Source organism: Nocardioides albidus, assembly GCF_006335005.1.
Taxonomy (GTDB): Bacteria; Actinomycetota; Actinomycetes; order Propionibacteriales; family Nocardioidaceae; genus Nocardioides; species Nocardioides albidus.
The window spans coordinates 347408-350370 of the sequence record NZ_VDMP01000025.1; the positions used below are offsets into that span (position 1 = coordinate 347408).

General features: G+C 74.5%; 2 protein-coding genes. Both read left to right on the forward strand.

The window, feature by feature from the left end; genetic code table 11:
* The first annotated feature begins 83 nt into the window (after nt 1-83).
* On the forward strand, nt 84-1562 hold the full coding sequence (locus FHP29_RS14820) for a xanthine dehydrogenase small subunit (RefSeq protein WP_139623625.1): 1479 nt from the start codon (nt 84-86) through the stop codon (nt 1560-1562).
* A partial coding sequence (locus FHP29_RS22780; protein ID WP_240044515.1) for a molybdopterin cofactor-binding domain-containing protein occupies nt 1559-2963 on the forward strand: 1405 nt, incomplete at its 3' end. The genes FHP29_RS14820 and FHP29_RS22780, both read left to right, overlap by 4 nt.

The following is a 2963-nucleotide window of genomic DNA, read 5'->3' on the forward strand; positions in this document are numbered from 1 at the left end:
AAGATCGCCGGGCACCGCTTCGACGACTTCCTCCGGGAGGCCAATCCCATCCACAGCGCACGCACCACGTGGAGTCGCCCGTCATGAGCACCAGCACCACGCCCGCCAGCCCGCCGGCCGCCCCCGCCGGCGGTACGCCGAGCGTCACCGTCAACGGCGAGGTCGTCGGGCTCGACGGCGTCGCGGCCCACACCACGACCCTCGACTGGCTGCGCGAGCGCGGCCTGACCGGCGCCAAGGAGGGCTGCGCCGAGGGCGAGTGCGGCGCCTGCTCGGTCCTCGTGGCCCGGCCCGGCACCAGCACCGCGACCGAGTGGACCGCGCTCAACGCCTGCCTCGTCCCGGTGGCCGCCCTCGACGGCCAGGAGGTCGTCACCAGCGAGGGCCTCGGCCGGCCGGACGCGCTGCACCCGGTCCAGCAGGAGATGGCGGTCCGCGGCGGCTCCCAGTGCGGGTTCTGCACCCCGGGCTTCGTGTGCAGCATGGCCGCCGAGTTCTACCGGCCCGGACGGGCGGACGGGCCCTGCGACCACGAGCACGGCCCCAACGGCTTCGACCTGCACGCCCTGAGCGGCAACCTGTGCCGCTGCACCGGCTACCGCCCGATCCGCGACGCGGCGTACGCCCTCGGCGAGCCGAGCGCCGACGACCCGCTCGCCGCCCGCAGTGACGCCGCGGCGCCCGCGCCGCGAGCCACCCGGCTGGCCGTCGACGGCGCCGAGTTCGTCCGGCCGGCCGGCCTCGAGGACGCGCTCGCCCTGCTCGCCGAGCGTCCGGACGCACAGGTCGTGGCCGGGTCCACCGACTGGGGTGTCGAGGTCAACCTCCGCGGTCGGCGCGCCCCGCTCGTGGTCGCCGTCGACCGGCTGCCCGAGCTCCGCGACCTGTCGTTCGGCCCGGACGTCGTCGAGATCGGCGCCGCGCTGACCCTCACCGAGGTGGAGCGGCTGCTCGCCGGCCGGGTCCCGCTGCTCGACCAGCTGTTCCCGCAGTTCGCCTCCCGGCTGATCCGCAACGGCGCGACCATCGGCGGCAACATCGGCACCGGCTCCCCGATCGGCGACACCCCGCCTGCGCTGCTCGCGCTCGACGCCATCGTCGTCCTGACCTCCGCCCGCGGCGAGCGCGCCGTGCCGTTCGCGGACTACTTCACCGGGTACCGCCAGACGGTGAGGGCCGACGACGAGCTGATCCGGGCCGTGCGCCTGCCGCTCCCGCTCGCCCCCCTGACGGCGTTCCACAAGATCGCCAAGCGCCGCTTCGACGACATCTCGAGCGTCGCCGTCGGCTACGCCCTCGACGTGACCGGCGGGCCCGGCGGCATCGTCCGCAGCGCCCGGATCGGGCTCGGCGGGGTGGCGGCCACGCCGCTGCGCGCCCGCGCCACCGAGGACACCCTGACCGGGCAGCCCTGGACCGAGGAGACCGTACGACGTGCCGCCGCCGTGCTCGCCGGCGAGGGCACCCCGATGGACGACCACCGCGCGAGCGCGTCGTACCGATCGGCGATGCTCGGCCAGTCGTTGCTCCGCCTGTTCCACACCCAGGAGGTGACCGCATGAGCGCCCTGTCCGACCGCCCCGCCGACCCCGTGGTGGGGCTCCCCCTGCCGCACGAGAGTGCCGCCCTGCACGTCACCGGCGAGGCGCTCTACACCGACGACCTCGTCGGCCGGACGCCCCGCGCCCTGCACGCCTGGCCGGTCCAGGCGCCGCACGCCCACGCCCGGGTCCTCGACCTGCGCGTCGCCCCGGCGTACGACGTCCCGGGCGTGGTCCGCGTGCTCACCGCCGCCGACGTGCCGGGCGTCAACGACGCCGGGATCAAGCACGACGAGCCGCTCTTCCCCACCGAGGTGATGTTCCACGGCCACGCGGTGTGCTGGGTCCTCGGCGAGAGCCAGGAGGCCGCCCGGCTCGGCGCTGCCGCGGTCGAGGTCGACTACGAGCCGCTGCCGTCCCTGGTCAACGTCCGCGAGGCCATCGCGGCCGAGAGCTTCCAGGGCGCGCGGCCGTGCCTGGAGCGTGGGGAGGTGGACGCCGCCCTGGAGGACGCGGCCCACGTGTTCGAGGGCGAGTTCGAGTTCGCCGGTCAGGAGCACTTCTACCTCGAGACCCACAGCTCGCTCGCGCTCGTCGACGAGGGCGGGCAGATCTTCGTGCAGTGCAGCACCCAGCACCCCTCGGAGACCCAGGAGATCGTCGGTCACGTCCTCGACGTGCCGAGCCACGCGGTCACCGTCCAGTGCCTGCGGATGGGCGGCGGCTTCGGCGGCAAGGAGATGCAGCCGCACGGCTTCGCGGCGATCGCCGCGCTCGGCGCCACCCTGACCGGGCGCCCGGTCCGGGTCCGGCTCAACCGCACCCAGGCCATGACCATGTCCGGCAAGAGGCACGGCTTCCACAGCCGGTGGCGGGTCGGCTTCGACGCCGAGGGCCACCTGCTCGCGCTCGACGCGACGCTCACCGCCGACGGCGGCTGGAGCCTGGACCTGTCCGAGCCGGTGCTGGCGCGCGCCCTGTGCCACATCGACAACGCCTACTGGGTGCCCAACGTCCGCGTCCACGGGCGGATCGCGCGCACCAACAAGACCTCGCAGACCGCCTTCCGCGGCTTCGGCGGCCCGCAGGGCATGCTGGTGATGGAGGACCTGCTCGGCCGCTGCGCCCCCCTGCTCGGCATCGACGCCGAGGAGCTGCGCCGGCGCAACTTCTACCGCTCGCACCACACGACGCCGTACGGCCAGCCGGTGCGTCACGCCGAGCGGCTCGAGGCGTGCTGGACCCAGGTCGCCACGTCCGGCGAGGTGGAGCGGCGCCGCGCGGAGATCGTCGCCTTCAACCGGACCCACGAGCACGTCAAGCGCGGGATCGCCATGACCCCGGTCAAGTTCGGCATCTCCTTCAACCTCACCGCCTTCAACCAGGCCGGGGCGCTGGTGCACGTCTACAAGGACGGCTCCG